The 21,433-nt window shown below is 74.3% G+C and carries 24 protein-coding genes; 8 read left to right on the forward strand and 16 right to left on the reverse strand.

Annotated elements, in window-relative coordinates; all coding sequences use genetic code 11:
• Nucleotides 1-70 precede the first annotated feature (70 nt).
• Nucleotides 71-520: a hypothetical protein gene (locus tag ASG36_RS19515; RefSeq protein WP_235495308.1), complete on the forward strand. Its 450-nt coding sequence runs from the start codon at nt 71-73 to the stop codon at nt 518-520.
• A 76-nt stretch (nt 521-596) separates the two neighbouring features.
• Here the strand turns inward: ASG36_RS19515 and ASG36_RS19520 are convergent, their stop codons facing one another.
• From ASG36_RS19520 to ASG36_RS19540, 5 genes are all read right to left on the reverse strand, one after another.
• Nucleotides 597-839: a hypothetical protein gene (locus ASG36_RS19520; protein ID WP_055768165.1), complete on the reverse strand. Its 243-nt coding sequence runs from the start codon at nt 837-839 to the stop codon at nt 597-599.
• 425 nt (nt 840-1,264) lie between these two features.
• Nucleotides 1,265-2,233, reverse strand: coding sequence for a 4-hydroxy-tetrahydrodipicolinate synthase (dapA, locus tag ASG36_RS19525; RefSeq protein WP_082523337.1), 969 nt, complete (start codon nt 2,231-2,233; stop codon nt 1,265-1,267).
• 43 nt (nt 2,234-2,276) lie between these two features.
• The gene (locus ASG36_RS19530; RefSeq protein WP_055768167.1) at nt 2,277-2,738 is read right to left on the reverse strand and encodes a tRNA (cytidine(34)-2'-O)-methyltransferase; all 462 of its coding nucleotides are present in this window, start codon (nt 2,736-2,738) and stop codon (nt 2,277-2,279) included.
• Nucleotides 2,739-2,742: 4 nt separating this feature from the next.
• Complete coding sequence (locus ASG36_RS19535) at nt 2,743-3,255, reverse strand: GNAT family N-acetyltransferase (RefSeq protein WP_162245213.1); 513 nt, start codon at nt 3,253-3,255, stop codon at nt 2,743-2,745.
• Between the two features lie 8 nt (nt 3,256-3,263).
• Complete coding sequence (locus ASG36_RS19540; protein WP_055768172.1) at nt 3,264-3,812, reverse strand: isochorismatase family protein; 549 nt, start codon at nt 3,810-3,812, stop codon at nt 3,264-3,266.
• Between the two features lie 120 nt (nt 3,813-3,932).
• On the opposite strand from ASG36_RS19540, the gene ASG36_RS19545 reads away from it, so the two are divergent.
• On the forward strand, nt 3,933-4,274 hold the full coding sequence (locus tag ASG36_RS19545; protein ID WP_055768175.1) for a hypothetical protein: 342 nt from the start codon (nt 3,933-3,935) through the stop codon (nt 4,272-4,274).
• 6 nt (nt 4,275-4,280) lie between these two features.
• Here the strand turns inward: ASG36_RS19545 and ASG36_RS19550 are convergent, their stop codons facing one another.
• The 4 genes from ASG36_RS19550 to ASG36_RS19565 all read right to left on the reverse strand — a co-directional run bounded on the left by ASG36_RS19550 (nt 4,281) and on the right by ASG36_RS19565 (nt 6,701).
• Nucleotides 4,281-4,934, reverse strand: coding sequence for a lysophospholipid acyltransferase family protein (locus tag ASG36_RS19550; RefSeq protein WP_200944586.1), 654 nt, complete (start codon nt 4,932-4,934; stop codon nt 4,281-4,283).
• 26 nt (nt 4,935-4,960) lie between these two features.
• Entirely contained in the window at nt 4,961-5,656 is a 696-nt protein-coding gene (locus tag ASG36_RS19555; RefSeq protein ID WP_055768182.1) for a hemolysin III family protein, read from the reverse strand.
• Nucleotides 5,657-5,733: 77 nt separating this feature from the next.
• Nucleotides 5,734-6,099 carry a Rieske (2Fe-2S) protein gene (locus ASG36_RS19560; protein ID WP_055768185.1) on the reverse strand — a complete coding sequence of 122 codons (366 nt, stop codon included), beginning with the start codon at nt 6,097-6,099 and terminating at the stop codon, nt 5,734-5,736.
• 29 nt (nt 6,100-6,128) lie between these two features.
• Complete coding sequence (locus ASG36_RS19565; RefSeq protein WP_055768187.1) at nt 6,129-6,701, reverse strand: hypothetical protein; 573 nt, start codon at nt 6,699-6,701, stop codon at nt 6,129-6,131.
• Nucleotides 6,702-6,807: 106 nt separating this feature from the next.
• Here ASG36_RS19565 and ASG36_RS19570 point away from each other — a divergent pair, with 106 nt between their 5' ends.
• Nucleotides 6,808-7,503: a M50 family metallopeptidase gene (locus tag ASG36_RS19570; protein WP_055768701.1), complete on the forward strand. Its 696-nt coding sequence runs from the start codon at nt 6,808-6,810 to the stop codon at nt 7,501-7,503.
• On the opposite strand, the gene ASG36_RS19575 is transcribed toward ASG36_RS19570, so the two are convergent.
• Both ASG36_RS19575 and ASG36_RS19580 read right to left on the reverse strand, forming a co-directional pair.
• A complete protein-coding gene (locus ASG36_RS19575; protein ID WP_055768190.1) occupies nt 7,496-9,865 on the reverse strand; it encodes a glycoside hydrolase family 65 protein in 2,370 nt (789 codons plus the stop codon). The two genes, ASG36_RS19570 and ASG36_RS19575, sit on opposite strands and share 8 nt — an antisense overlap.
• Complete coding sequence (locus ASG36_RS19580; protein WP_055768193.1) at nt 9,862-10,593, reverse strand: HAD family phosphatase; 732 nt, start codon at nt 10,591-10,593, stop codon at nt 9,862-9,864. The genes ASG36_RS19575 and ASG36_RS19580 overlap by 4 nt, the downstream gene beginning before the upstream one ends.
• Before the next feature lie 139 nt (nt 10,594-10,732).
• Between ASG36_RS19580 and ASG36_RS19585 the strand changes: the two genes are divergently transcribed.
• Together ASG36_RS19585 and ASG36_RS19590 are read left to right on the forward strand one after the other, a co-directional pair.
• Nucleotides 10,733-11,266, forward strand: a complete 534-nt coding sequence (locus tag ASG36_RS19585; protein WP_055768196.1) for a YbhB/YbcL family Raf kinase inhibitor-like protein — start codon at nt 10,733-10,735, stop codon at nt 11,264-11,266.
• A 140-nt stretch (nt 11,267-11,406) separates the two neighbouring features.
• Nucleotides 11,407-12,216: a serine hydrolase gene (locus ASG36_RS19590; protein WP_055768199.1), complete on the forward strand. Its 810-nt coding sequence runs from the start codon at nt 11,407-11,409 to the stop codon at nt 12,214-12,216.
• Nucleotide 12,217: 1 nt separating this feature from the next.
• Here ASG36_RS19590 and ASG36_RS19595 read toward each other — a convergent pair whose 3' ends face one another.
• Complete coding sequence (locus ASG36_RS19595) at nt 12,218-13,045, reverse strand: GNAT family N-acetyltransferase (RefSeq protein ID WP_055768202.1); 828 nt, start codon at nt 13,043-13,045, stop codon at nt 12,218-12,220.
• 91 nt (nt 13,046-13,136) lie between these two features.
• On the opposite strand from ASG36_RS19595, the gene coaA reads away from it, so the two are divergent.
• Nucleotides 13,137-14,099 (forward strand): type I pantothenate kinase, encoded by a 963-nt coding sequence (coaA, locus tag ASG36_RS19600; protein ID WP_055768204.1) that lies wholly within the window; start codon nt 13,137-13,139, stop codon nt 14,097-14,099.
• Between the two features lie 9 nt (nt 14,100-14,108).
• Here the strand turns inward: coaA and ASG36_RS19605 are convergent, their stop codons facing one another.
• Nucleotides 14,109-14,534, reverse strand: coding sequence for a VOC family protein (locus tag ASG36_RS19605; RefSeq protein WP_055768208.1), 426 nt, complete (start codon nt 14,532-14,534; stop codon nt 14,109-14,111).
• Between the two features lie 125 nt (nt 14,535-14,659).
• On the opposite strand from ASG36_RS19605, the gene ASG36_RS22415 reads away from it, so the two are divergent.
• Both ASG36_RS22415 and ASG36_RS19620 read left to right on the forward strand, forming a co-directional pair.
• A complete protein-coding gene (locus ASG36_RS22415) occupies nt 14,660-15,541 on the forward strand; it encodes a tetratricopeptide repeat protein (protein WP_200944587.1) in 882 nt (293 codons plus the stop codon).
• A 16-nt stretch (nt 15,542-15,557) separates the two neighbouring features.
• Entirely contained in the window at nt 15,558-17,000 is a 1,443-nt protein-coding gene (locus ASG36_RS19620) for an aminopeptidase P family protein (RefSeq protein ID WP_082523340.1), read from the forward strand.
• 58 nt (nt 17,001-17,058) lie between these two features.
• Here ASG36_RS19620 and gcvP read toward each other — a convergent pair whose 3' ends face one another.
• The 3 genes from gcvP to ASG36_RS19635 all read right to left on the reverse strand — a co-directional run bounded on the left by gcvP (nt 17,059) and on the right by ASG36_RS19635 (nt 21,371).
• Nucleotides 17,059-20,064: an aminomethyl-transferring glycine dehydrogenase gene (gene gcvP, locus ASG36_RS19625; RefSeq protein WP_235495312.1), complete on the reverse strand. Its 3,006-nt coding sequence runs from the start codon at nt 20,062-20,064 to the stop codon at nt 17,059-17,061.
• A 32-nt stretch (nt 20,065-20,096) separates the two neighbouring features.
• The gene (locus ASG36_RS19630; protein WP_235495346.1) at nt 20,097-20,633 is read right to left on the reverse strand and encodes a MerR family transcriptional regulator; all 537 of its coding nucleotides are present in this window, start codon (nt 20,631-20,633) and stop codon (nt 20,097-20,099) included.
• A gap of 249 nt (nt 20,634-20,882) precedes the next feature.
• Nucleotides 20,883-21,371, reverse strand: a complete 489-nt coding sequence (locus tag ASG36_RS19635) for a bifunctional nuclease family protein (RefSeq protein WP_055768214.1) — start codon at nt 21,369-21,371, stop codon at nt 20,883-20,885.
• Between the last annotated feature and the right edge of the window lie 62 nt (nt 21,372-21,433).

A 21,433-nucleotide genomic window follows, 5' to 3' on the forward strand; every position in this document is an offset into this window, starting at 1 on the left:
GGCGCGCTGAGCGGGGGTGCCTGGGCGTGTCCTGTGGGGCGGTGCCACCTGCCGGTCTACGGTTCGCGGCGTGGTGGCAGAGCAGGTGGCGGCGCCCGAGGGCGTGGCCGTGACGATCCCCGGCACCGACCCGGTGGGCGCGGGCACGACCCGTCGTCCGCGGCGTCGGTCGACGACGGCGGAGGAACGACGGTGTGGCTGGTGCCGCAGCGTGCTGCCTGCCCAGGAGTCCGTGGGACGGCCGCGGTTGTACTGCGGCCAGGCCTGCCGGCAGCGTGCCTACGAGCAGCGCTCGGCGACGGCCAAGGCGGGGTTGAGCCCGGACGTCGTCCTGGTGACCCGCTCGGAGCTCGACGGGCTGCAGGACCGGCTGTTCCAGCTGCGCTGCGCCCTGGAGGACGTGCAGACGCTCATGGGGGAGAAGCCGACGAAGGCCGACCTGGAGAAGGCACTCGCCGAACTGGTCCGCTCCACCGGTCGGCTGGACAAGCTCTGGCTCTCCGGCCGCAACGCCGGCTGAACCCGCCCCGGACACACGACAGCGCCCGTTCCGTCAGCGTGACGGAACGGGCGCTGTTCGGGTCTGTGCGGCCGGGTCAGCCGACGCCGCCGCCCTCGGCGTTCTCCGCCCCGGTGCCCGGGATCTCGTTGCCGTGGTTGTAGACGCTGCCCTGCTCGACGCTGGACGGGTCGTTGCCCGAGGTGTTGTTCGTGTCGTCCTTGGGCGTGCCGGTGCGCTGACCCAGGCCGTCGGTGTCGCTGCACCCGGTCAGTGCGCCGCCGGCGCCGAGGAGGGCCAGTGCGGCGAGGACGGAGACGACGGGACGGCGGATCTGCATGTGCGGACCTTATGCGACCGCGCAGCCGACCGGCTCGCCGACACCCGCCGCCACACCGGTGCTTACGTCACACTGACGCAATGCGACAGGTGACGGTGAGTGGAGGGGAGTCCGAAGGTCGGCGACCGTGGTCCACGAGACCGGGTGGAGACGGCGCCGAGGGCGCCGCAGCGGGCCCGGGTCGTTCCACCCGGGGGGCTCCGGTGTGCAGTTGGCGTCGTTGACACGCGACGACGCGCCGCCCGCAACGACGACACGTGCACTCTGGGGGTCGGCGGTCTGCAGGACGCCGCTGGGACCCCTGTCTGCGGACCGTCCCAGTGCGCCGATAATCGACATTATGTCAACCTGCACCTGTCGAGCCCCTCCCGGCGGTCAGCTGCCGTGGTGGTACCGGCAGGCGGAGACCCGGACCTCGTGCGGGGTCACTGGTCGGCGGCGAGTCCCCGGTAGGTCCCCCACCACGGGTCCAGCTCGTTCGGGCCGTCCGACGGGCGCGGACCGCTCAACAGCCCGGCGGCCTGCAACCCGGCCCGCAGGGCCGCGACCTCGTCGTCGTCCAGCTCGACCAGCGGCAGCCGCACGCGCCGGTCGGTGAGCACCCCGAGCAGCTGCAACGCGGCCTTCGCGGTCGTCGCCCCGTAGTTCGGCACGCCCATGACGGCGTCGAAGGCCGGGAGCAGCCGGGTGTGCAGCGACAGGGCGCGCCCGTGGTCCCCGGCCAGGAACGCCTCGATCATCTCCCGCAGCTCGCGACCGGCCGCGTGGGCGACGACGCTGACCAGGCCGACCGCCCCGTAGGCCAGGTACCCCAGGGTGAGGCTGTCGTCGCCGCACCAGACCTCGTACCCCAGGTCGACCAGCCGGGCCGCGTGCGCGGGTGCCCCGGTGGCGTCCTTTGCGGCCACCACGTTCTCGATCTCCCGGGCCGCGGCGTAGGTGTCCAGCGCGATGGACGCCCCGGTGCGACCGGGGACGTCGTACAGCATCACCGGGAGGTCGCTGACCGCGGCGACGGTGCGCACGTGCTCGAGGACACCCCGCTGGCTGGGCTTGTTGTAGTACGGCGTGACGACGAGCAGACCGTCGGCCCCGACCCGGGCGGCCTGCTCGGCGATCTCCACGGAGTGCGCCGTGCTGTTCGTGCCCACCCCGGCGATCACGGTCGCCCGGTCCCCCACCGCCTCACGGACGGCGGCGAGGATCGCGCCGTCCTCGGGCACCAGGGTGGTCGGGGCCTCCCCGGTGGTGCCGGAGACCACGACCCCGTCGCTGCCGGTGTCCACGACGTGTCGCGCGATGCGGGCCGTGGCGTCGAGGTCGACCGCACCGTCGGCGTCGAAGGCCGTGGCGATCGCGGTCAGCAGGCGGCCGAAGCGGGGGGCGGACTCCACGCGGGCAATCTAGTGACGCCCGTCCGGGGCGCTGCCCCCGGCCTCAGGAGCCGGCGAAGTCGTGCTGCCGCCAGGCCTCGTAGGCGGCGATCGCCGCGGCGTTGGACAGGTTCAGCGAACGTCGACCGGCCAGCATCGGCAGCCGGACGAGGTCGGTCACCCGCGGGTGCGCGAGGACGTCGGGGTCCAGCCCGGTGGGCTCGGGGCCGAACAGGAGCACGTCGCCGGGCACGTAGGCGATGTCGGTGTGCCGGGTCGTGGCGGCGGCGGTGAAGGCGAATACCCGCGCGCCGGGCACCGCGTCGAGGAAGTCCGGCAGCCCCTCGTGCACCGTCACCGAGGCCAGGTCGTGGTAGTCCAGGCCGGCCCGGCGCAGCTTGGCGTCGGAGAGGTCGAACCCCAGCGGACCGATCAGGTGCAGTTGCGCGCCGGTGGCGGCGACGAGCCGGATGGCGTTGCCGGTGTTGGGCGGGATCCGCGGCTCGTGGAAGGCGATGCGGAACACCCGGTCAGTCTGCCTGCTCCCCCACCACCATCAGCACCGCGTCGACGGTGTGCTCGCCCCACTGCTGCCGGGCGGTGCCGATCTCGCGCCACCCGCGCCGGCGGTAGAAGCCGCGGGCGTCGGCCTCCGGCTCGACCAGCAGCACCGGGACGCGGCCCAGATCCCCGGCCACCCGCACCGCGTGGGCCAGCAGGGCCGACCCGGCCCCGCGTACCGAGCCCTCGGTCACCAGCCGGGACACCACCGCGAGCTGCGACACGGGCACGCCGGTGGCCGCCGCCCACCGCTGTGCCGCCAGCTGCTCCCCCGCGTCGTGGCCCGGGCCGTCCGCCGGGTGCAGGGCCACGTGCCCGACCACCCGTCCCTCGTGCTCGGCGACGGCGCCCATCAGCTCGGTCGGCAGGGCCAGCCAGTCCGCCCGCACCACCGACGCCCGCACCGGGTAGGCGTGCAGCTCGTGACTGCGCTGCAGGATCGCCAGCAGCCCGGGGAGGTCCGCTCCCGCTCGCGGTCGCACGTGCACCGTCAGAAGGCCACCTCCACGGCCGGCACCACGGACGCCGTCCGCCCGGGCGCCGACTGGAAGCCCCAGTAGAGGTTGGTGTGCGCGATGACGTCCCCCGGAGCGGGAGCGCCGTAGGCGGTGAGGTCCTCGGTGGTGTGCCCGTCGCCCACCAGCGTCACGTCGTAGCCCCGGGTGAAGGCGCCGTGGATCGTCGAGCGGATGCAGGCGTCGGTCTGCGCCCCGGTGACCACCAGCCGGCCGACCTGCGCCTCGGCCAGCACGTCCTCCAGGTCGGTGGCCTCGAAGGAGTCGCCGAAGCGCTTGAGCACCCGCGGCTCGGCGTCGGCGGGCTGCAGCTCCGGGACGACCTGCCAGGCGTCACTGCCCTGCGTCATGCCCTCGTCGGCGTGCTGCACCCACACCACCGGCACCGCCGCGGCGCGGGCGGCGTCCACCAGCCCCGCGATGGCGCCGACGACGGCGTCCCGGTCGTGGGCGCCGGTGACGACGCCGTTCTGCACGTCGATCACCAGCAGGGCGGTGTTCGGTCGGTCGGTCAGCGTGGTCACGGCGAGCTCCTCGGGAGGCGGTGGCTGTGTCGGGGGTCACCGTAGGCCGGACCACCGACAGTCCCGGGGCTGAGTAGTCACCCGGTGGGACGACGAGGCTCTCCCCACCAGGGTGGACCCGTGACCACGACACCGCTGCCCGCCGCCACCCGCACCCCCTGGCCCGGCACCGCCGACCGGCTCGTCCAGGCGCTGCTGGCCTCGGCCGTGACGGTGGTGCTGGCCGCGATGCTGGTCAACTGGCTGGGGGTGTTCCTGGTGGTCGAGGGCAGCGCACGGGTGACCGACGCCGCCGTCCGCACCTGGGTCGCCGACGCGGTCGCGCTGGGCCTGCTCGGCACCGCGGGGACCGTGCACTCGTTGCTCCGCCGCGGGCGCCCCGGCCACTGGCCGGTGGTGCTGCTCGCGCTGGTGCTGCCCGCCGTGGTCGTCCTCGCGGTGCCGGGGCTCAGCATGCTCTGAGCCGCCTCAGCCCGCCTTCGGGTCCGCCGCCCGCTTCGCGTCGTGCTCGGCGACCAGCTGCCGGAACTTCGCCTGCGCCTTGGCCCGACCGGGGAGCTGCGGCGGGGCCGTGGAACGGACCTCGGCGACGACCCGCCGGGTGAGCCCGAGGGCGGACTCCCCCGGCTCCGGCTGCACCGGCGGGAAGAAGGTCACGCTGATCCGCGGGCGTTTCGGGAAGCGCACCACGTCGGTCGAGCCGAGGATCCGCACCCCCACCACCGGCGTGCCGGGCACGGCCTGGGCGAGCCGGCCGGCGCCGCTGAACACCTTCATCGTGCGGCCGCGGGAGACGGTCCCCTCGGGGAAGACGCCGATGCAGCCCCCGCCCTCCAGCACCCCGACCGCGGTGGCCAGCGCCGCTGCGTCGCCGCGGCCCCGGCTGACCGGGATCTGGCCCATGTGGTCGAGCACCCAGGCCACGGCCTTGTTCTTCCACAACGTGTCCTTGGCCAGCGCACGCACCTGACGCCGGCCGGCCGCGGCGATGCCGACGACCACCGGGTCCCAGGCGCTGTCGTGGTTGGCCATCAGCACGACCGGGCCCTGGGCGGGCACGTGCTCCAGGCCCTCGACCCGCAGCCGGCCCCACCAGCGCACGGCCGGGGTGCCCGCGGTCATGACGGTCCGGTACGCCCACGGCAGCCTCATCGGGCGGCCACCAGCAGCGCGATGGCGGCGAAGTGGCAGGAGGCCGCGACGCACACCCAGACGTGGAAGACCTCGTGGTAGCCGAACACCAGCGGCCGCGGGTCGGGTCGGCGCAGGTGGAAGCCCACGGCGCCGGCGATGTACAGCGCTCCCCCGCCGAGCACCAGCCAGCCGGCGGCGTGCCCGGCGGTGTCCCACAGCGCGGGCAGGCCGAGCGCGGAGACCAGGCCCAGCCCGACGAACACCCCGCCCATGAGCAGCTCGGGCACCTGCAGGAAGAACAGGTGCAGCACGATGGCGCTCAGGGCGCAGGTCAAGATCAGCCCCAGCAGCAGGGTGCCGGCGGTCCCGCGCACGGCCAGCAGCGCGATCGGCGTGGCCGTCCCGGCGACCAGGACGGTGATCATCGTCTGGTCCAGGCGCTGCATCACCCGCCGGGCCGTGGGCGTCCAGGTGCCCCGGTGGTAGGCCGCGCTGGTGCCGAAGAGGCCGACGAGCGCAGCGACGTAGACGGCCACGCCCAGGGTCTCGGCGCCGTCCTCGGCCGCGATCACCAGCGGGATCCCGGCGGCCAGGGACAGCACGCACCACACCGCGTGCAGCGAACCGCGCCACCGGGGGCGGGCGTGGTGGCTGTCCCGCTGGGCGTCGTAGAGCAGGACGGGAGACGGGTCGATCGGCGGGGCGGTCACGCAGGCCTCCTCGGGGCCGCCCGACTGTTCAAGCGGCGGGCCCATCCTGCCTGACCGCCCGGCTCCGTGGGCCGGGGTCAGTCCTCGACGACGACGTCGTCCCCGCGACGGACCGCGCGGCGGACCTTCAGTGGCAGGACCCGGCCGACCAACCGGATGAGGCCGCTGTAGCCGGGCACCGGGCCGTGGTAGCCGAAGAAGCCGCGGGGGCCGGAGACCATCGTCCCGTCGGTGACGTCGTAGCGGGCGCCGTGCCACGGGCAGACCAGGCACCCGTCGGCGTCCACGCTGCCGCGGGACAGGTCGGCGAGCTGGTGCCGGCAGCGGCGGGAGACGGCGAACAGCTCGCCGTCGGCGTTGCCGACGGCGGAGTCACCGGCGCGGGCGACGGCGCCGGGCGGGACGGTGGAGGCGGGGACGCGGGCGTTCTCGGTGGTGGCCATGCCGGGGCCTACCCGGGCAGCCCCCAGGTTCAGCCGCGCCGGTCGCGCCAGTGTCGGCCCTGCAGCCACCACTCGAGGCGGCGGGTGATCCAGGGCAGGAGCAGGTAGGTCATCAGCGGGGTGAGGGTCAGCGTCACCACCGCCACCCGGACGACGACGAACACGTCGGCCAGCAGCGCGCCCAGGGTGACCGTGGCCAGCAGGTTGAGCGGGAAGAAGACCAGCCAGATGGTGGTGGCCTGCTTCCACCGTGGCGGGGGCGCGGCCACCGCCGGTCCGGGGACGTCGACCGCCTCGGTGGACCCCGGCGGGTCGAACCAGCCCTCGATGCCGGTGCGCTTCTCGGTCCGGGTGGTCTGCGCCAGCCCCTGGGCCGACCCCAGCCACCAGGCGCGTTCGGTGCTGTCGTCCCAGGCCGCCAGGGTGGCCGGGGAGTCGAAGCGGCAGAGCATGTGCCACTCGTCCGAGCCGTGCCGCGGGCGCACCCACCCGCCGCCGAGGAACCCGGGGAAGGACTCGGCCATGGTCAGGCCCGACCGGATCCACGCGGTCATCTCGGTCGCGTGCGCGGGGTCGGCGCGGCGGGTGAACGAGACGGTCACCGGGAGGGTCTCGACGGGCTGGAGCTCACGCCCCCAGGGTCCTCGCCGCTCGTGTCCTGTGCGTGTCACGTCGCGCACACAGCCCGGTGTGGTCGGCTGGACCGTGATGAGCGAGTTCTGGGCCCGGGTCAGTGCCACCTCTCCCCCGCTGCCGGGCTGGGTGCTGGCCGCAGCCGCCCTCCTCGCCCTGGCGCTGGTGCTGCAGCGGGACCTCTGGCGGCTCAGCCGCAACGCGGTGACGATCGCCCACGAGGGCGCGCACGGCGTCGCGGCCCTGCTCACCGGGCGGCGGCTGGCCGGGATCCGGCTGCACTCGGACACCTCCGGGGTGACCGTGTCGGCCGGTCGGCCCACCGGGCCCGGGATGGTGGTGACCGCGTTCGCCGGCTACGTCGGAGCAGGTCTGCTGGGGCTCGGGGCGGCCGCCCTGCTCGGGGCCGGGCACGCGATCGGCGCGCTCTGGCTGCTGCTGGTCCTGCTGGCCCTCCTGCTGCTGCAGATCCGCAACCTCTACGGCCTGTGGTCGGTCCTGGTCACCGGCGCGCTGGTCTTCGCCGCCACCTGGTGGCTGCCGGTGACCTGGCAGTCGGGGTTCGCCCACGTCGTCGTCTGGTTCCTGCTGCTGGCCGCACCGCGCACGGTGTGGGAGCTGCAGGCCAAGCGGCGTCGCCGTCCGACCCCGGACAGCGACGCCGACCAGCTGGCCCGGCTCACCCGGGTGCCCGGGCTGGTCTGGGTGGGCGCGTTCCTGGTCGTTGACCTGGGCGCGCTGGCCCTGGGCTCCCGCTGGGTGCTCACCTAGTCGCCGGGCGCCCCCGGCGGCGGGGGGCGCAGTGCGCCGGCTGGCGGACCGGCTCGACCGGGGGCGCCGGCGGGACCGGGAGCACCAGGTCCTCGCTGCCGACGGTGACGACCTCGCCGTGGTGGCCGATCTCCAGGTCCTCGCCGTCCAGCAGGCGGTAGGTCACGTCCTGCTGGGTGACCCGCACCCGCAGGCAGCGGCCCTGGAACACCATGCGGAACGCCAGGCCGGTCAGCCGCGGAGGCAGCCGGGGAGCGAAGGTCAGCTTGCCGTCGTGGTCGCGCATCCCGCCGAACCCGGCGACGGCGACGGTCCAGCCGCCGGCGAGCGAGGCGATGTGCAGGCCGTGCCCGGAGTTGCCGTGCAGGTTCTGCAGGTCGGTCAGCGCGGCCTCGCCCCAGTAGTCGTGCGCCAGCTCCAGGTGCCCGCACTCGGCGGCCACCACCGCCTGCTGGGCCGCCGACAGCGAGGAGTCCCGCACGGTGCGGGCCTCGTAGTAGGCGAAGTCGGCCACCTTCTCCTCGTGGGTGAAGTGGTCCCCGCGCAGGTGCAGGGCCATGACGAGGTCGGCCTGCTTCACGACCTGCTTGCGGTAGATCTCGAAGTAGGGGAAGTGCAGCAGCAGCGGGTACTTCTGGGGGTCGGTGCCCTCGAAGTCCCACTCCTGGTGGCGGGTGAACCCCTCGCTGGTCATGTGCACGCCGAGCTCGGTGTCGAACGGGATGCGCATGGCCTCGGCGGCCCGCGACCACAGGTCCAGCTCCTCGTCGGTGACGCGCAGCCGGCCGCCGACGTCGGGGTGGCGGCCGACCGCCGCGGCGGCCTCGCGCAGGTTCCGCTGGGCCATGAGGTTGGTGTAGACGTTGTTGTCGACCACGGCGGTGTACTCGTCGGGCCCGGTGACCCCGTCGATCCGGAAGCCCCGCCCGTCGTCGAAGTGGCCCAGCGAGGCCCACAGCCGGGCCGTCTCGACCAGCAGCTCGACGCCGTACTGGGCCTCGAACACCTCGTCCCGGGTGGCCGCCTGGTAGCGGGCGACGGCGTCGGCGATGTCCGCGTTGACGTGGAAGGCCGCGGTGCCGGCTGGCCAGTAGCCGCTGGTCTCCTCACCGCGGATGGTCCGCCACGGGAAGGCGGCCCCCTCGTGGCCGAGCTCGGCGGCACGGGCGCGGGCCAGGTCCAGGGTCGACCAGCGCCAGATCAGCGCGTCCCGGACGGCCTCGGGGGCGGTGTAGGTGAGCACCGGGAGGACGTAGGTCTCGGTGTCCCAGAACGTGTGCCCGTCGTAGCCGGGGCCGGTGAGGCCCTTGGCCGGGATGGGCTGGCGCTCGGCGCGCAGCCCGGCCTGCAGGACGTGGAACATGCCGACCCGCACGGCCTGCTGCAACTCGTCGTCGCCCTCGATGACGACGTCGGCCTGCGCCCAGTGCTGGTCCAGCAGCTCGCGCTGCTCGCTCACCAGGCGGTCCCAGCCGGCGAGCTTGGCGATGCTGAGCGCGCCCTCCACCTGGTCGCGGACGGCGGCCGAGGACCGCCGGGACGACCAGCCGTAGGCCAGGTACTTGACCATCCGCAGCCGCGACCCGGCCGGCAGCCGGGCGGCCAGGGTGTAGCGGGCCAGGTCGGCGGAGACCTCGAGGTCCTCGCTGGCGCTGTCGGGGGTCTGCACCTCGTGGTCCATGCCCGCGGCCATCCGCAGCCTGCTGGTCTTCGTCTGGTGCACGAGCACGGCGTGCCGGCCGCGGCCCACGTGCTGTTCGGACTGCAGCGGCTTGCGCAGGGCGGCGGCGGCCCGCGGGTCGTCGGACCCGGAGTTCTCCACCACCTCGTTGGCCAGCAGGTCGGACTGGATGGCGACGTACAGATCGCCGCCGTCGTCGGTGCACCGGACCTCGTACTCGATCGCGGCGATCGCCCGGCGGGTCAGCGACACCAGCCGGGTGCTGCTCACCTCGACGGTCCGGCCGTTCGGCGAGCGCCACTCGGTGCACCGCTTCAGGACCCCGGCCCGCAGGTCGAGCGTGCGGGTGTGCTTGACGATCTCGCCGTAGTCCAGGTCCAGCGGGGAGTCCCCCACCAGCAGCCGGATGAGCTTGCCGTCGGTCACGTTGACGACGGTCTGGCCCTCCTCGGGGAAGCCGTAGCCGGCCTCGGCGTAGGGCAGCGGCCGCTCCTCGAAGAAGCCGTTGAGGTAGGTGCCGGGGACGACGCCGGGCTCCCCCTCCTCCAGCGTGCCGCGCATGCCGATGTGCCCGTTGGCCAGGGCGAACACCGACTCGTTGACCGCCAGGCTGTCGTGGTCGATGCCGACCTCGGTCAGCGACCAGGGCTCGATCGGGAAGTGCGCGCGCCCCTCGGTCACTTCGGGTCCTCCAGCAGCTCGTCGAGGTCCTGCACGACGACGTCGGCACCGTGCTCGCGCAGGGCGTCGGCCTGCCCGACCCGGTCCACGCCGACCACGAAGCCGAACTCCCCGGCACGGCCGGCGGCCACCCCGGACTGGGCGTCCTCGAACACCACCGCGGCCGAGGGCTCCACCCCCAGCGCACGCGCCCCGGCCAGGAAGGTGTCGGGTGCGGGCTTGCCGCGGTAGCCCTCCCGGGCGGTGACGACGCCGTCGATGCGGGCGTCGACCAGGTCGGCGAAGCCGGCAGCAGCGATCACCTTCTCCCCGTTCGCCGAGGCGGTGACGACGGCGACGGCCAGGCCCGCCTCGCGGACGGCGTGCAGGTAGCGGATCGAACCGTCGTAGACCTCGACCCCGTGCTCGTCGAGCTCGGTCTGCACCAGGTCGTTCTTCCGGGTGGCCACACCCTGCACCGTCTGGGCGTCCGGCCCGTCGTCGGCGGAGCCCTCGGGCAGGTCGATCTCGCGGGAGGCGAGGAAGTCGCGGACGCCGTCCGCGCGGGGCTTGCCGTCGACGAAGCGGTTGTAGTCCTCGGCGCTGAACTCACGGGCCTGCGGGTCCCGGGCGCGCAGGAACTCGTCGAAGGTGCGCTTCCAGGCCGCCTGGTGCACCGTCGCGGTCCGCGTCAGCACTCCGTCCAGGTCGAACAGGCAGGCGCGGATGGAGTCAGGGAGTCCGAGCACGCGCCGACGGTACGGGTCCGGGGACCCCCCGACCCGCCGGAGAGTCGCAGGTCACCCCGGCGGGTCGGCTCCGATCTGCGTCCCGGTCGCAGGGCTCCTAGGTTGGGCACGACCGATCCGCCCGACCGAGGAGCAGTTCATGGCCCGCCCCACCCCGCCGAACCCCTACGACTTCCTCCCCCAGGTCCCCGAGTTCGCCGTCACGAGCACCGACGTCAGTGACGGGACGCCGGTCGGCCGCGAGCTGGTCAGCGGCAAGATGGGCCTGGACGGCGAGGACCGCTCGCCCCAGCTGTCCTGGTCGGAGTTCCCCGAGGAGACCAAGGGCTTCGCCGTCACCGTCTACGACCCCGACGCCCCCACCGGCAGCGGCTTCTGGCACTGGGCCGTCGCCGGCATCCCGGCCTCGGTCACCAGCCTGGACAGCGGCGCGGCCGACGGCGGTCTGCCCGAGGGTGCGGTGCAGCTGAAGAACGACGCGGGCTTCGTGGGCTTCGTGGGTGCCGCTCCCCCGGCCGGACACGGCCCGCACCGCTACTACGTCGTCGTGCACGCCCTGGACACCGACGACCTCGGCGTCCCGGCCGAGGCCACCCCGGCGTTCCTGGGCTTCAACCTGTTCAGCCACACCCTGGCCCGTGCCGTGCTGGTGCCGACCTACGAGGTCGGCTGACCCGACACCCGGCCGTGACGTGCCGGACACCTGATGGACCTGTGTGAATGCCGCTTCCCGCGGGTAGTTGAGCGTTCATGACACGACGACCGAGGACGCGTTCCCAGCGATGGGGCGCGTCCTCGCTCGCTGTCGTGGCCATGTCGCTCAGCGTCGCGTTCGCCGCACCGGCCCAGGCTCGCGTCGGCGTCGCGACGAGCACCGCGGTGTCCGCGGCCGACGCGGCCTTCGCCGCCAGCGTCGCCGCGTCCGGCACCAGCGGGGCCCTCGCCGTCGTCGTCGCCCCGCTCCAGACCGCGGACGGTGCGGTGGCTCTGGCCGACCGGACGTCCTCCCCGGTCGCGAACGCCCTTGCCGACGAGCCGTTCTACACCGCGTCGCTGTCCAAGCTCTTCGTCGTCGAGGACGTCCTGCACCGGGCGCGCACGGGTGCGCTGACGCTCACCACGGCCGACCGTCAGCTCCTCATGTCGATGCTCGTCACCTCCGACGACCCGGCGATGAGCACCGCCTGGGACCGCTGGGGCGGCACCCAGATGGTCACCGACGTCGCGACCCGCTACGGGCTCACCGGCACCGCCGGTCCGGCCGACCCCGGCCAGTGGGGCGAGACCGTCACGACCGCCGCCGACGTGGCCCGCTTCCTGTCCGCGCTGTCGGTGACCGCCGACCCGGCCGACGCGACCACGATGCGCTTCTGGCTGGCCCTGGCCACCCCGGCCGGTGCCGACGGGTTCGACCAGTCCTTCGGGTTGATGGCCCCGGGTGCGCCCGGCGCCATCGCCGCCAAGCAGGGCTGGATGTGCTGCGTGGACGGCGCTCGTGACCTGCACTCCGTCGGGGTCGTCGACGGCGAGGTCGTCGTGCTGCTCAGCCGGACGCCCACCGGCGCCGGGTGGGACGTCGGCCGGGCCGCCGTCGACGCGGCCGCTGCGGCGCTGCGCGGCTGAGTCAGTCGCCGGCCGGCTCGGCGACGAACGTCGTGCCGATCCGGGCGAAGCCGACGCGCTCGTAGACGCGGGCGACGTCGTGGTCCCCGGCGGACAGGAACACCTGCGCCGCGGTCTCCCGGGCGTGCTCCACCAACGCCGAGGCCAGGCCGGCACCCATCCCCCGGCCGCGGAAGCGCGGCAGGGTGGCCACCCCGACGATCTCGCTGACCTCGGTCCCCTCGACGTCGACCGGCTGGTGCGAGCCGACGGCGACGGTCTCGCCGTCCTCCACCGCGATCATCAGCACGGTGCGTCCGGCGGCGATGCGCTCACGGAGCACGTCGGTGGGCTGGGGCGGGTCGACCATCCGGTCGGGCGCCGTCCCGGTGGGGGTGGCCGTCGCCTCACCGGCCACGGAGCCGGCCGGGACGGTGAAGGCGAGCTGGGCCAATCGCTGGTAGGTGGCCAGCTGGGGGTCCTCGGCGCCGACGAGGAAGAACCGCACCCCCGGGGGCAGCAGCACCTCCAGCGGGTCGGCGGCCAGCAGCAGGGGCAGCTCGTCGACGTGCAGCCCGGCCGACCGGGCCGCCTGGGACAGGCCGGGGTTGCGCTCGGCGAACCACTCGACGGCCTCGGGAAGCCCGGCCTCGACCTGGGCGGCCAGGGCGGCCCGGACGTCGTCGATGGGCACCGGCCCGACGCCGGGGCGGGGCCGGGCCGGGTGCGGCCACTCCGGGGTCCCGACCGGGACGTCGAGCGCGCCGACGCCCAGGACCGGTCCGTCGGGCACCGGGGAGAGGGCGAAGTACCGCTCGAGGAGGTCCAGCAGGTCCGGGCGCGAGGGCACCCCCGCACCCTAGACGCGCCCGTCCGGCACGACGTCCCAGGAGACGTCCTGGACGACCCGGTCGGGGGGCACCCGGGAGGCGGACGGCACCATGGGCGCCGTGACGGTCGGTGCCAGGAGCCATCCCTCGCCCTACGCGGCCTACGACCGCGCGACGTGGCGGGCCCTGGCAGCCGGGTCCGAGCTGCCCCTGGACGCCGGGCAGGTCGCCGAGCTGGCCACCCTCGGTGACCGGATCGACCTCGACGAGGTCGCCACGGTGTACCTGCCGCTGGCCCGCCTGCTGGCCCTCCACGTCGCGGCCAGCCGGCGGCTGTGGACCGCGCAGTCGCAGTTCCTCGGGGCCAGCACGGCCAAGGTGCCCTACGTGATCGCCGTCGCCGGGAGCGTCGCGGTGGGCAAGAGCACGACGGCCCGGCTGCTGCAGGCCCTCCTCGCCGCCCAGCCGGACACCCCCCGGGTCGACCTGGTGACCACCGACGGCTTCCTGCACCCCAACGCGGTGCTCGAGTCCCGCGGGCAGCTGGGCCGCAAGGGCTTCCCGGAGACCTACGACCGCCGGGGTCTGCTCCGCTTCCTGGCCGACGTGAAGAGCGGCCGCGGCGAGGTCAGCGCCCCGCTCTACTCCCACCAGTCCTACGACGTGCTGCGCGACCAGCGGCAGACCGTGGAGCACCCCGACGTGCTCGTCGTCGAGGGCCTCAACGTGCTGCAGGCCGGCAGCCGCACCGACGGCCGGGTGCCGGAGGTGTTCCTGTCGGACTTCTTCGACTTCTCCGTCTACGTCGACGCCGCCGAGCACGACATCGAGGAGTGGTACGTCGAGCGGTTCCTGGCCCTGCGCCGGACGGCGTTCCAGGACGAGGCCGCCTACTTCCACCGCTTCGCCGACCTGACCGATGCCGAGGCCACCGCCACCGCGCGCGGGATCTGGGCGGCCACCAACGGCCCCAACCTGCGCACCAACATCGCCCCGACGCGCTCCCGGGCCCGGTTGGTGCTGCAGAAGGCCCAGGACCACTCGGTGCGCAAGGTCCTGCTGCGCAAGCTCTGAGCCCCGGGCTCAGTCGGGCAGCTGGGCCCGGCCCTCGTCGTCCAGGGGCCAGTCCGGGTTGTGCGCGACCTCCCAGCGGTGTCCGTCCGGGTCGGCGAAGACGCCGTTGTACCCGCCCCAGAACGTGGCGGCACCGCGCCGGAGCACCGTCCCGCCGGCTGCCTCGGCCTCGGCGAGGACCACGTCCACGTGGGCCGGGGTCTCGACGTTGTGTGCCAGCGTGACCCCGCCCCACCCACCGGCGTCCTCGTGCACCTCGGAGTCCTCGGCCAGCGAGGCCCGGGACCACAGCCCCAGGTGCGTGCCGGCGCCGGCGAGGAACGCGACGTCGTCGGTGGACTGGCTGGACTCCCGCCACCCCAGTGCGGCGTAGAAGGCACGGGCGCGGGCCAGGTCGCCCACCCCCAGGGTGACCAGCGAGACGACGGGACGCATGCCGGCACCCTGCCAGGCCGCCGCACCCGGCACCACCGGCCGCGGGCCTGCGGGGTGCCCTGCAGGCCGGAGGCCTGGACATGTGCCCCTTGGCGCCGTCGACCGGTGTCCGGCAGGGTCGGGGCGTGGACTGGGACCAGCAGGTGGCGCAGGAGTGGGCCGACCCCGAGGCGCCCGGGTTCCTGGACCGGGTCACCGTGCTGGCCGGGCAGTGCCCGACCGGGGACGGTGCGGGGGTCTTCGAGCTCGCCTGCGCCCACGACTCGACCGGCCACCCGGCCCGGGCGGTCGAGCTGTACGAGGAGGCCCGGACCCTGGGGCTGACCGGCCTGCGGCGCCGTCGGTCGTCGGTGCAACTGGCCAGCTCGCTGCGGAACGTCGGTCGGGCCGCGGAGGGGGTCGAGCTGCTCACCGCCGAGCTCGCTGAGCCCGCCGACGAGCTGAGCGACGCCGTCCGGGGGTTCCTGGCGCTCTGCCTGGCCGACCTCGGACGGGAGCGCGAGGCCCTGGGTCTCGCCCTCGGCGCCCTCGCCCCGCACCTCCCCCGCTACCAGCGCTCCCTCGGCGCCTACGCCGCGCAGCTGCGCCTTCGTGAGCCGCTCGGCCCCACCGTCCGTCAGGTCGTCCTCGACGGCACCGACGTCCGTGGGTTGGCCGAGTTCTACCGTCAGCTGCTCGGCTACGAGTACCGCCCCGGCGACGAGCCCGTGGCCGACGAGGACCCCGACTGGCTGGTGCTGCGCGGCCCGGCGGGCGCAGTCGACCTCGCCTTCCAGGGGGTCGCCGTGCTCACCCCCACCACCTGGCCGGACGACGAGGTGCCGATGCAGCTGCACCTGGACTGCACCGTGCCGGACCTCGACGGCTTGCGGGCCGTCCACCGGCGTGCCCTGGAGCTGGGCGCGGTGCTGCGGGCGGACCGCAGCGACGACCCCGAGGAACCGCTGTTCGTGTACGCCGACCCCGCCGGTCACCCCTTCTGCGTGTTCGTGGCGCCCGGGGGCTGACGGGCAGACTGGGGGCATGACCGAGCCCGCCGACGCCGCCACCCGCCGAGCCCCGCACGACCAGCCCTTCGGCCCCTGGGTCCAGACGACGCTGACCGAGGGCTGGGACCCCGAGCCGGTCACCGGGCACCCCGCGGTCGACGGTGCCGCCGAGGCCGCTGCGGCGCACCGGGCTGCCCTGCTGCGGGCGCTGCCCGGTCGCACCGTCGTCGTCCCGGCCGGTACGGCACCGGTGCGCGCCAACGACACCGTCTACCCGTTCCGGGCCGCCAGCGCCTACACCTGGCTGACCGGCGACCAGGCCGAGGGCGCGGTGCTGGTGCTCTCCCCCGCCGGCGAGGCCACCGTCTTCCTGCTGCCCTCGGCCGGCCCGGGCACGCTGACCTACTTCACCGACCGCCGTGAGGGTGCTGTCTGGGTGGGGGGCATCCCGTCGGCCGGGGCGACGGCACAGCGCCTGGAGGTGGCCGTGCGGCCGCGCACCGAGCTGGCCTCGGCGCTGGCTGCCGCCGGCGACGTGCACCTGCTGGCCGGCGTGGACGCCGACGTCGACGCGCTACGCCCCGGGGCCGCGTCCACCGAGCTGGCCCGCGCGCTGGACCGGCTGCGCGCGGTCAAGGACGACTGGGAGGTCGACCGGCTCGCCGAGGCCTGCGCGGCCACCGCCCGCGGGTTCGCCGACGTCGTCGCCGAGCTGCCCGCGCTGCTGGCCGGGGACGGCCGCCGGGGCGAACGCTGGCTCGAGGGCACCTTCTGGCGCCGGGCCCGGCTGGAGGGCAACGACGTCGGGTACTCCTCGATCGTCGCGGCCGGGGCCAACGGGACCTCGCTGCACTGGGCGCCGGTCGACGGCGACATCCGCCCGGGACAGCTGCTGCTGGCCGACATGGGCGTGGAGACGACGTCGATGTACACCGCCGACGTCACCCGCACCATGCCGGTGTCGGGCACCTGGACCCCGGTGCAGCGTCGGGTCTACGACGCCGTCCGGGAGGCGCACCTGGCCGGGATCGGCGAGGTGCGGGCCGGGAACGCCTTCCTCGCCGCCCACCGCGCCGCGCAGTGGGTGCTGGCCGACCACCTGCATCGCTGGGGGCTGATCGACTGGTCGGCCGACGACGCCCTGCACGAGGACCTCACCCGCCCCGGCGCCGGCGCCCACCGGCGGTACACCCTGCACTCGACCAGCCACCTGCTCGGGCTCGACGTGCACGACTGCGCCGCGATCGAGGGGGCGGAGTACCTGGCCACCACGCTGCAGCCCGGGCACGCCCTCACCGTCGAGCCGGGGCTGTACTTCCAGGTCAACGACCGCACCGTGCCCGCCGAGCTGCGCGGGCTCGCCGTCCGCATCGAGGACGACGTCGTGGTCACCGACGGCGCCGCCCGGGTGCTGTCCGACGCGCTGCCCACCGACGGCGACGACCTGGTCGCGTGGATGGCCTCCGCCCAGGGTTGAGCCGCGCTGCGGTGGGGTGAGCCGCGGTGGACCGCGGCTCACCCCACCGGACGGCGGCTCAGGCCTGCGCTGCCACCGGCCGGTCGACCCCGGAGGTCTCGGTCTCGCCGACGCCCTCGGGGTCGGCGTCGGCCTTGGGCACGGCGTTGGGAGTGGGCTCGACGTCCTCGAAGGCCTCCGGGGACGGGCAGGAGCAGACCAGGTTGCGGTCGCCGTAGGCACCGTCGATACGGCGCACGGGAGACAGGTAGGACCGGCCGACGAGACCGGGCACCGGGTAGACCGCGGTCTCCCGCGAGTAGGGCTTGTCCCAGTCGCGGGCCAGCATCGCCAGGGTGTGCGGGGCGTTGCGCAGCGGGTTGTCGGTGGCGTCGAACTCACCGGACTCCACCTTCGCGATCTCGCCCCGGATGGCGACCATGGCGTCGACGAAGCGGTCGAGCTCGCCCTTGTCCTCGCTCTCGGTCGGCTCGACCATCAGCGTGCCGTTCACCGGGAAGCTCATGGTCGGGGCGTGGAACCCGTAGTCGACGAGCCGCTTGGCGATGTCGTCGTTGGTGACGCCGGTGGCCTTGGTGATCGGCCGGATGTCGAGGATGCACTCGTGGGCGACCAGGCCGTCCGCGCCGGTGTAGAGCACCGGGAAGTGCTCGCGCAGTCGGGCGGCCACGTAGTTGGCGGCGAGGATCGCGTGCTCGGTGGCCCGGGTGAGCCCGTCGGGACCCATCAGCCGCAGGTAGGCCCAGGAGATCGGCAGGATGCCGGCCGACCCGAAGGGCGCCCCGGAGACCGCCGGCCCGGTGCCGCCGGTCTCGACCAGCGGGTGGCCGGGCAGGAACGGCACCAGGTGCGCACCGACGCCGATCGGGCCCACGCCGGGGCCACCGCCGCCGTGCGGGATGCAGAAGGTCTTGTGCAGGTTGAGGTGGCTCACGTCGGCACCGAACCGGCCCGGGCGGGCCAGCCCGACCAGCGCGTTGAGGTTCGCGCCGTCGACGTAGACCTGACCACCGGCGTCGTGCACCGCGGCGCAGATGTCGCCGACCGCGGTCTCGAACACCCCGTGCGTGGACGGGTAGGTGATCATCAGCGCGGCCAGCCGATCGGCGTGCTGCTCGACCTTGGCGCGCAGGTCCTCGACGTCGACGTTGCCCTGGTCGTCGCAGGCCACCACGACGACGCGCATGCCGGCCATGACCGCCGACGCCGCGTTCGTGCCGTGTGCGGACGACGGGATCAGGCAGACGTCGCGCTGGTCGTCCCCGCGGGACTGGTGGTAGCCGCGGATGGCCAGCAGACCGGCGAACTCGCCCTGCGATCCGGCGTTCGGCTGCACGCTCACCGCGGCGTAGCCGGTGATCTCGGCCAGCCCGGTGCACAGCTCCTCGATCATCCGGGCGTACCCGCGGGCCTGCTCGACCGGTGCGAACGGGTGCAGCCCGGCGAACTCGGGCCAGGTGATCGCGGCCATCTCGGTGGCGGCGTTGAGCTTCATCGTGCAGGAGCCCAACGGGATCATCGTGCGGTCCAGCGCGAGGTCCTTGTCGCTGAGCGAGCGCAGGTAGCGCAGCATCGCGGTCTCGCTGCGGTGGGTGTGGAAGACCGGGTGGGTGAGGTAGGCGCTCTCCCGCCGGATGGTCCCCGGCAGCGCGTCGGTGGCGTCGTCCAACGACCCGGCCTCGACGCCGAAGGCCTCGGCGACCAGGCGCAGGGTGTCCACCGAGGTGGTCTCGTCGCAGGCGACGGCCACGGTGTCGGCGTCCACCCGGCGCAGGTTGACCCGGCGCTGGGCGGCCGCGGCCACGACGTCGGACGCCCGGCCGGGCACCGAGGCCAGCACGGTGTCGAAGAAGTGCTCGTGGACGACGTCCACCCCGCCGGTGCGCAGCCAGCCGGCCAGCGTGGTCGCCGACCGGTGCGTGCGCGCTGCGATCGCGGCCAGCCCGTCGGGACCGTGGTAGACCGCGTACGCCCCGGCGATGACGGCGAGCAGCACCTGGGCGGTGCAGATGTTGCTGGTGGCCTTCTCCCGGCGGATGTGCTGCTCGCGGGTCTGCAGGGCCAGCCGGTAGGCGACGTCGCCGTCGGCGTCGACCGACACCCCGACCAGGCGACCGGGCAGCTGGCGGGCCAGGCCCTCGCGGACCGAGAGGTAGCCGGCGTGCGGGCCGCCGTAGGCCATCGGGACGCCGAAGCGCTGGGTGGTGCCGCAGGCGACGTCAGCACCCCACTCCCCCGGTGCCTCGACCAGGGTGAGGGCCAGCAGGTCGGCTGCGACGACGACGGCCGCCCCGGCCTCGTGCGCGGCGGTGGCCAGTGCCCGGTGGTCGCGCAGCGCGCCGGAGGCGCCCGGGTAGGCGATGAGCACGCCGAACGCGCCGGCCTCGGGCAGGTCGGTCGGCCAGCCCTCGGTCAGGTCGGCGACGTGCAGTGCGATGCCCAGCGGCTCGGCCCGGGTCTGCAGCACCGCGAGGGTCTGCGGCAGCGTGTCGGCGTCGACGACGAAGACGGCGTCGGGCTTGGCTCGGCCGGCCCGGCGGACCAGGGTCATCGCCTCGGCGGCGGCGGTGGCCTCGTCGAGCATCGAGGCCCCGGCGACGGGCAGCCCGGTCAGGTCGGCCACCGTCGTCTGGAAGTTGATCAGCGCCTCGAGCCGGCCCTGGCTGATCTCGGGCTGGTAGGGCGTGTACGCGGTGTACCAGGCCGGGTTCTCCAGGATGGTGCGCTGGATGACCGACGGGGTGGACGTGCCGGAGTAGCCCAGGCCGATCATCGAGGTGAAGACCTCGTTCTCGGCGGCCCGCTCGCGCAGCGCAGCCAGCACCTCGGCCTCACCGAGGGCCTCCGGCAGGTCCAGCGCGGCCCGGTCGCGGACGACCTCGGGCACGCAGGCGTCGACGAGGGCGGCCAGCGAGTCGTGTCCGACGGCGGCCAGCATGGCCTGCGTGTCGGCCGGACGGGGGCCGATGTGCCGGGCGGCGAACGCCCCCCGCGGCTGCAGGTCGGCCAGCGTGGGGAGCGAGCCGGTCAGGGGAACCAGGGCGTTCTGTGCGCGGTCAGCCACTGCTCGCACGCTACCAGCGCGTGCGGCTCCGCCTAGGCCGTGGCGCGGCGTCGGCGACGGGCGGAGAGCTCGTCGTCGGCATCGGTGATCCCGCCGTCCAGGCGCTCGGCGGGCAGCTCGGCGAGCTCACCGGAGAGCTCCCGCAGCGCGCCGGAGACGGCGATCCCGAAGACGCCCTGGCCACCGGCGAGCAGGTCCACGACCTCCTCGGCGGAGGTGCACTCGTAGACGGTCGCGCCGTCGGAGAGCAGCGTGATGTTGGCCAGGTCCTTGACCCCGCGGGTGCGCAGGTGGTCGACGGCCTTGCGGATGTTCTGCAGCGAGACCCCGGTGTCCAGCAGACGCTTGACGACCTTGAGCACGAGGATGTCGCGGAAGCTGTAGAGGCGCTGGGTTCCCGATCCGGTGGCGGTGCGCACCGACGGAGCCAGCAGACCTGTTCTCGCCCAGTAGTCCAACTGCCGATAGGTGATCCCAGCGGCGGCACACGCCGTGGGACCGCGGTACCCGAAGGCCTCGCTGTCGGCCTCGTCGTAGGAGGGGGCGCCGACTGCTGCGTCGGTGAACAGCTGGCCCTGTGCGCCGCTGCTCTGATCGCTCACGTCAGCGTCCTCCTCGTCGCGCCGACCCGGAGGCGGGTCGGTCGCCGTGCTGCCCGTGAGTCACATCCGTGTGAGTCACACCGGGGTCGTTCGCTGAACCTAGGCCCGCCCCGGGGGGCGGTCAACCGAGGGCGACGGCGTGTCGACCAGCTCACCCGAGAGGGTGACCTGACCGTGACCTGAGGTGGCACCGGGTGGTCGTCCGACCACCCGCAGTCAGGACGTGGGGCCCGATCCCGAGCCGGCCTCGAAGTCCTCGGGGCTGATCTGGTCGAGGAACTCGCGGAACTTCTCGACCTCGTCCTCCTGCTCGTCCGGGATCTCGATGCCCACCTCGTCGAGCAGCTGCTCGGCGCCGTAGATCGGGGCACCGGTGCGGACCGCGAGGGCCACGGCGTCCGACGGGCGGGCGCTGACGGTGCGCTCGTCCCCGAAGACCAGCTCGGCGATGTAGATCCCGTCCCGCATCTCGGTGATGTGCACGGCCTCCAGGCTGGCGCCCAGGGCGGTGACCACCTCGCGGAGCAGGTCGTGGGTCATCGGCCGGGCCGGCCGGACGCCCTGCTGCTCGAAGGCGATGGCCGCGGCCTCGACCGCACCGATCCAGATGGGGAGGTATCGCTCCCCCTGGGTCTCCTTCAGCAGGAGGATGGGCTGGTTGCCGGGCAGTTCGACCCGGACGCCGACGACTCGCAGTTCCTGCACGGTGTTCCCTCCGCGGTGGTGGTCGGCTCCCGGTCGGAGATCCGTCGGGCTCGGCTGCTGAC

The sequence above is a fragment of the Geodermatophilus sp. Leaf369 genome (assembly GCF_001424455.1).
In the GTDB taxonomy this organism is placed as follows: Bacteria; Actinomycetota; Actinomycetes; order Mycobacteriales; family Geodermatophilaceae; genus Klenkia.